6 protein-coding genes and 1 pseudogene are annotated in these 6,310 nt (G+C 37.0%); 3 read left to right on the top strand and 4 right to left on the bottom strand.

Features of this window, described 5'->3' with window-relative positions; translation table 11 throughout:
* From ACILQF_RS09395 to metF, 3 genes are all read left to right on the top strand, one after another.
* The coding region (locus ACILQF_RS09395) for a vitamin B12 dependent-methionine synthase activation domain-containing protein (RefSeq protein ID WP_395627154.1) at positions 1 to 1,679 on the top strand (1,679 nt) is incomplete at its 5' end.
* Positions 1,680 to 1,753: 74 nt separating this feature from the next.
* Positions 1,754 to 2,116, top strand: a complete 363-nt coding sequence (locus tag ACILQF_RS09390) for a four helix bundle protein (protein ID WP_395627153.1) — start codon at positions 1,754 to 1,756, stop codon at positions 2,114 to 2,116.
* 163 nt (positions 2,117 to 2,279) lie between these two features.
* Complete coding sequence (gene metF, locus ACILQF_RS09385) at positions 2,280 to 3,236, top strand: methylenetetrahydrofolate reductase [NAD(P)H] (RefSeq protein ID WP_395627152.1); 957 nt, start codon at positions 2,280 to 2,282, stop codon at positions 3,234 to 3,236.
* Positions 3,237 to 3,499: 263 nt separating this feature from the next.
* On the opposite strand, the gene ACILQF_RS09380 is transcribed toward metF, so the two are convergent.
* The 4 genes and pseudogenes from ACILQF_RS09380 to ACILQF_RS09365 form a co-directional block, all read right to left on the bottom strand.
* Positions 3,500 to 3,907 carry a hypothetical protein gene (locus ACILQF_RS09380; protein WP_395627151.1) on the bottom strand — a complete coding sequence of 136 codons (408 nt, stop codon included), beginning with the start codon at positions 3,905 to 3,907 and terminating at the stop codon, positions 3,500 to 3,502.
* A gap of 563 nt (positions 3,908 to 4,470) precedes the next feature.
* Entirely contained in the window at positions 4,471 to 5,358 is an 888-nt protein-coding gene (locus ACILQF_RS09375; RefSeq protein ID WP_395627150.1) for an IS4 family transposase, read from the bottom strand.
* Complete coding sequence (locus ACILQF_RS09370) at positions 5,286 to 5,654, bottom strand: DUF4372 domain-containing protein (RefSeq protein WP_395627149.1); 369 nt, start codon at positions 5,652 to 5,654, stop codon at positions 5,286 to 5,288. Before ACILQF_RS09370 ends, ACILQF_RS09375 begins: the two co-directional genes overlap by 73 nt.
* Before the next feature lie 343 nt (positions 5,655 to 5,997).
* A pseudogene (locus tag ACILQF_RS09365) lies at positions 5,998 to 6,310 on the bottom strand (threonine synthase); the annotation flags it as partial.

Below are 6,310 nucleotides of genomic sequence, written 5' to 3'. Positions count from 1 at the left end.
ACCTGGATGAAGACGTGGAGGAAGCAAGACAAAAATATGCGAAGCCACTGGAAGTAATCGAAGGCCCGCTAATGGATGGAATGGGTATTGTTGGTGATCTATTTGGCCAAGGTAAGATGTTTCTTCCTCAGGTAGTAAAATCGGCCAGGGTAATGAAAAAAGCAGTGGCTTATCTCCTACCCTTTATCGAGGAAGAAAAAAGAACCAATGCCGATAGCAATCAGCGTAAAAATGCTGGTAAAATATTGCTAGCAACGGTAAAAGGAGATGTTCATGATATCGGTAAAAATATTGTAGGGGTAGTTCTTGCCTGCAATAATTTTGAGGTGATTGATCTTGGTGTGATGGTTCCGGCACAAAAAATAATAGATGTAGCTAAGGCTGAGCAAGTAGATATCATCGGACTTAGCGGATTGATAACTCCGTCCTTAGATGAAATGGTACATTTCGCCAAGGAAATGGAAAGGCAAGGTTTTACCATTCCGCTAATTCTTGGCGGAGCAACAACTTCCAGAATTCATGCAGCTGTAAAAGTTGCACCTAATTATTCGGGGCCCGCAGTACACGTGCTCGATGCGTCTCGTAGTGTTACCGTATGCAGCACATTAATGAGCGATGAAAACCGTGAAGCTTATATTTCTGGTATTCGTGGCGAATATGACAAAGCTCGTGAAGCACATTTAAGCAAGAAATCGGATAAGCAATTTAAAAGCATTGAAGAGGCTAGAGCGGCCAAATTCCACATTGACTTTAGTCCCGCAGAAGTCAAAAAACCAGCTTTCTTAGGAACAAAAGTCTTTGCCAACTTTTCACTTGAAGAATTAGTCCCTTATATCGATTGGACACCATTTTTCCATACCTGGGAACTCCGAGGAAGCTTTCCACGTATTTTTGAAGATGAATATGTTGGTCTGGAAGCTAAAAAATTATACGATGAAGCCAGAATCCTATTAAATAAGATTATCGCTGATAAATCGCTTCAAGCGAAGGGAGTAATCGGCTTTTGGCCAGCTAATTCTGTGGGTGATGACATTGAACTTTATACCGATGAAAGTAGAACTCAGGTATATAAAACGATTCATACTTTAAGACAGCAATCAGAAAAAGTCAAAAATGAACCATACTATGCTTTATCTGATTTTGTAGCACCAAAGGAATCAGGCATCGCCGACTACTGGGGTGGATTTGCGGTTACAACAGGTATTGGTTGCGATGAACTGGTTGCCGTGTTCGAAAAGAATTATGACGATTACAACAGTATTATGGTCAAGGCACTTGCCGACCGACTAGCTGAGGCATTCGCAGAACGTATGCATGAATTGGTTAGAAAAGAATTCTGGGCCTACTCTCATGATGAAGTATTAAGCTCCGAAGAACTAATTAAAGAAAAATATATAGGTATCCGTCCGGCACCAGGTTACCCTGCATGCCCAGATCATACCGAAAAAGCAACGCTATTTGAAGTTCTAGATGCAGAAAACGCAACAGGAATTCACCTTACGGAGAGCTTCGCCATGTACCCAACAGCAGCGGTAAGCGGATTCTACTTTGCACATCCTCAATCACGATATTTCGGATTGGGAAAGATTAATAAAGATCAGGTTGTAGATTATGCAAAACGTAAAAATATGGCATTAGAGGATGTAGAGAGGTGGCTGAGCCCGAATTTGGGGTATTAGATGGTTAGTTGGTTAGATGGTTAGTTTGTTAGTAATTAGATGGTTAGTTGGTTAGTGGTTAGATAGTTAAATGAATGGGTAATTATCAAAAATATACTGAATTAGACGTTTGGAAACATGCTAGGCAATTGGCTTCGCACATCTATGAGTTAACCTCTTCTTTCCCAAAAGATGAACAATTTGGAATAATCTCACAAATCAGACGATGTGCTGTTTCTGTACCCTCGAATATTGCAGAGGGCTGCGGCAGGCAGCATAAAAAAGAAACCATTCAGTTTCTTAGCATTGCTAGAGGCTCATTATACGAATTAGAAACACAATTATACATTTCAAAAGACCTGACATACATTAACGAAGTCCAATTAAAAGATTGCTTAGATAAAATAGAAAATTCGGGGAAATTATTGAATGGTTTCATTAGATACAATACACAGTAAACTTAAATACAGATTAAAAACAAAAATTAAACATTTAAAGTAAAACATGTTTTTTGTAGATAGCACTCCTAACCAACTAATTACTAATTGTAATGGTAAACATATTATTTAGCCGCTAGCTCTCCTAACCAACTAACTACTAACAAACTAACTACTAAACTAGATGAAAATAACAGAACATATATCAGCAGCTAAGGGCAAAACACTCTTCTCTTTTGAGCTTCTTCCTCCTGTTAAAGGTCAGAGTATTCAGGGTATTTACGACGCGATTGATCCATTGATGGATTTCAATCCGCCATTTATCGATGTAACTTATCATAGGGAAGATTATATCTATAAACAGCATGATAGTGGATTACTTGAGAAAGTTTCCTATCGTAAACGGCCTGGAACTGTAGCTATTTGTGCCGCAATTATGAATAGGTATAAGGTAGATGCTGTGCCGCATCTTATTTGTGGTGGTTTTACAAGGGAAGAGACAGAAAATGCACTCATCGATCTCCAGTTTCTTGGGATAGATAATGTGCTAGTTTTGCGTGGCGATGCCCGTCATGCGGATTCTGGATTTATTCCGACGCCGGGAGGACATGCCTATGCTAGCGACCTGCTTCAACAGGTTGTAAATATGAATAATGGCGTTTACCTTCATGAAGATCATGACACAGCCTATAAAACACAATTTTGTATCGGTGTTGCCGGATATCCAGAGAAGCATTTTGAATCACCAAACTTAAAAACCGACTTCAAATACTTGAAAATGAAGGTTGAAATGGGTGCCGAATTTATTGTGACTCAAATGTTTTTCGACAATTCAAAATATGTTGAATTTGTTGACTTATGTCGTAAAAACGGCATCAATGTGCCCATTATTCCGGGATTAAAGCCAATCACTTCATCTAAGCAAATGATTAGCTTGCCGAAAATATTCCACATTGATTTGCCAGAAGACTTAAGTGAAGCTGTTGCCAAATGTAAATCAGAAAAGGAAGTAAGAGAGGTTGGAATTGAGCACATGATCGCTCAGTGTAAAGATTTGATCAAAATTGGTGCTCCTGTTTTACATTTTTATACTATGAGTAATCCGGGCCCGACGAGAAAAATCGCTGAAGCGATATTTTAAAATATTTTTCTTAGGGACAGGTCCGAGACCTGTCCCTAAGCAGCATAAATTACTCAGGCTTCTCTATGTTTAACCTCGGAGAAATAGAAAGCAATTAAAGCTACTATTGGCATTAAAAACAGAAAAACGTACCAAAATGTTTTGTTGACTCCATACTTCTCTGTTCTACTTTTCACGTAAGGAAACCCAAAAGACAAAAAAGCAAGGTAGAATACAACTGGAATTATTAAAATAAGGCTATTCACAATATAATAGTATTAAATTTAGTTATTAACTTCGTTAATTACTTCAGCGGGCTTGTTAATACCAAGGCAGGCTTTACTATGCAACATACAATCTGCTAAGATTAGAGTTGCAGAAAGTGGAAAAGTAGCGCAATAGCTGGCATATGCGATAAGACCCATATTGCTCACCTCTTCATTCCAACAGCTGGTTGCCGCTCTAATACAATCAGTCACTCCGCTTGGCACATACATCACTTTTCCGTTATAAGAATTAAGTTCAGTTTTATTCTTCAAAGCTAAATTAGGACTAGAATCTAAATTTACAATGATATTGTTTTTTACATTAGTTCTACTAAGATAAATCCCTGCAGAGGTAACAATTTCCAAAGTTCCTGAAAAGTTCTTTTTCTCTTGCATTTCTTTGATTGGAAATATATCTGAAGACATTTTAGTAACAATCGTAGGATACCACGTGTTCGTCCCATCAGTTTCGGGTTCAAAATAAGTTATTGCTTTCACTATAAGACCAGAAGATGAAATTATATTTGTCACAATTGCCTTCATCCTATTATTAACTTGAACAACAGACATATCGGTAAATTTTTGATCAGGAAATTGTAACAGTAAATTTTTATAGTCTTGAGATTCGTGATAAGTTTTTAACTCACCCTTATACTGTATAGGATTTTCATAAGTATCAGTTTCGCTTTTCTTACAGGCATAAAACCCCGTAACACTAACCAGTAACAGTAAAATTCCAGCTATTAGCTTTTGAATTGATTTGAATTGTTCATAAAATATTTTTTAATTTACAATATAATAAAAATTATTTAAATAAAAAAAATATATTTTAAATTAAAAAATATTTCTTACTGGAATTTTAAATTAAACAAGTGTATTATAATACATTATTAATCATTGGTGTCCGATTAAAATTTAGTCGTTTACTATTTACGGACTGTATCATCTGTAAACGTATATTTTTTATTTTTCTCAAATAGAACCTCCCCCTATGTTTGAAACAGGGATAATTGTTTCTGATTTATATTGTTTAAATCTATCCAGTGACCGTCAGGTTTTTTCAGAAATTTGAATAAATCAATATAGGTCATTAAATGATATCGGATAACGGACATCATGTTCGAAAAGGCCCATTTCCGTTTCGCTTTTCTTTGAATAACTAGCATAATTAGGCTGACCCAGATTTGTATTTCGATCGCATTTTGATTGTCTCCTAAAAAATATTTTAAGGGAAAGTTTTGTTTCAATAGTTTAAAGAGGGTTTCTATTTGCCATCGCTGTTTGTAAATTTCAGCTATTTTATCAGCGGGTAGTTCAAAGTTATTAGAAATAAACTCGTAAACCCGATCTTGTTCGGCATGATAGAAAGCTACCCGACGCAAGGCGAAGGTTTGTTTATCCTTCATTATTTCAATCCGTTCATCTTTTAATACCCCAGAATGGATATGGTCACCAATAGGAAACTCTTCTAGGCTTTGGTAAACGGCATTTTCTTTTTGCCTAGTTACAAAATAAATATCGTCTAACGTCCAGTTATGGTATTGCTGATAATCCACATATCCTTTTTCAAACACTAAAAAAGAGCCCTTTTTTAAGTCTAAGTCTTTTAAAAAGGTATGATCGTGTGTTGCAGCGGATGAGAATCGTACTAGACAAGGAACATCTTCGAGAGCATTAATCATGGTATGCATTTTTATTCCACCCTTCTTTTTTCCATTCAGTGGATTTCGGCCAGCACCCTTTAAAACATCGCTAAAAAGACCAATGGTTGATGAATCGACAATCTTTAAATCCTGCACAGGAACTATTCTAGGATTGCTGTCCGATAAAAAATGCTTGTACTGATTATAAATGGATTGATAAATAGCAGCAAACACGCTGCTTGAACGTTTTTTATTAGCATCGGACAGTGTGCTGAGTTTTGGGTTTTGCTCAAGCCTAAATGATTGATTTTTCCCTCACAGGCCAACATAATACTACTCACCTCCCGCAATGAGCTACTCCCTCTAAGGGTGGCAAAAATCATGGTTACCAAATAATCGTAGGTCTTAAACTGCTTGTAATAACGGTCACTCATATATTTTTTCGCTGTCCGGGAAATAATAGATGCCGGAATAAATTTTAATACCTGTGAAATTATCGGCTGCCCGCTAAAGTTTTTAGATTTGTTCATGCTTGAAAGTGTCGGAACTTAAAAGTATGAACTAACGGGGTAGTTTCGGCTACTTCGTTTGTTTTTTTGTTTTTTTATCGGACACTACTGATTATTAATTAAATAAATAATAATGTATTATCGAAAAATATAATCTTTTAAAGGTGTTGCCACCTTAGCAATAGCGCTCATTTGGTTGGTGTTGTCCGTATCAAACAGTTTCTTTCAGGTCTTTTTTGTCCCGCAGATTTAGAGGGATTTGCGCAGACTTGATCTCATAAACATGAAGAGAGATGGGAACTCCACGGATAGTTAGGGTCTTTTCCGTAGGGACAGGTCGCGACCTGTCCCTACGCACATAGATCTATCCCAATAAATAGCGCTTCAATGATTCAAAATCATTTTGAAGGCTAATCCGAATTTGCATTTTATCTTCTAAATCCCTGACTTGTGGCGGAATTTCAATTTCCTCAGCAATCTCCTCCGGAAAAACATCCGGAAACTTACAGGGATGAGCAGTGGATAAGAAAACAGCCGATGATGTATCCTCAGGATTATCGCTCTTCCAATTTTTTACCCCCAAATAAGCAATCGCAGTATGTGGGCACATGATATAGCCATGGTATGCATGAACCTGCTTGATGGCATCCAGAGTTTCCTCATCAGTATAACTATAA

The sequence above is a fragment of the Daejeonella sp. genome (genome assembly GCF_044232565.1).
Taxonomy (GTDB): domain Bacteria; phylum Bacteroidota; class Bacteroidia; order Sphingobacteriales; family Sphingobacteriaceae; genus Daejeonella.
This window is presented reverse-complemented; position numbering and strand designations above follow the sequence as displayed.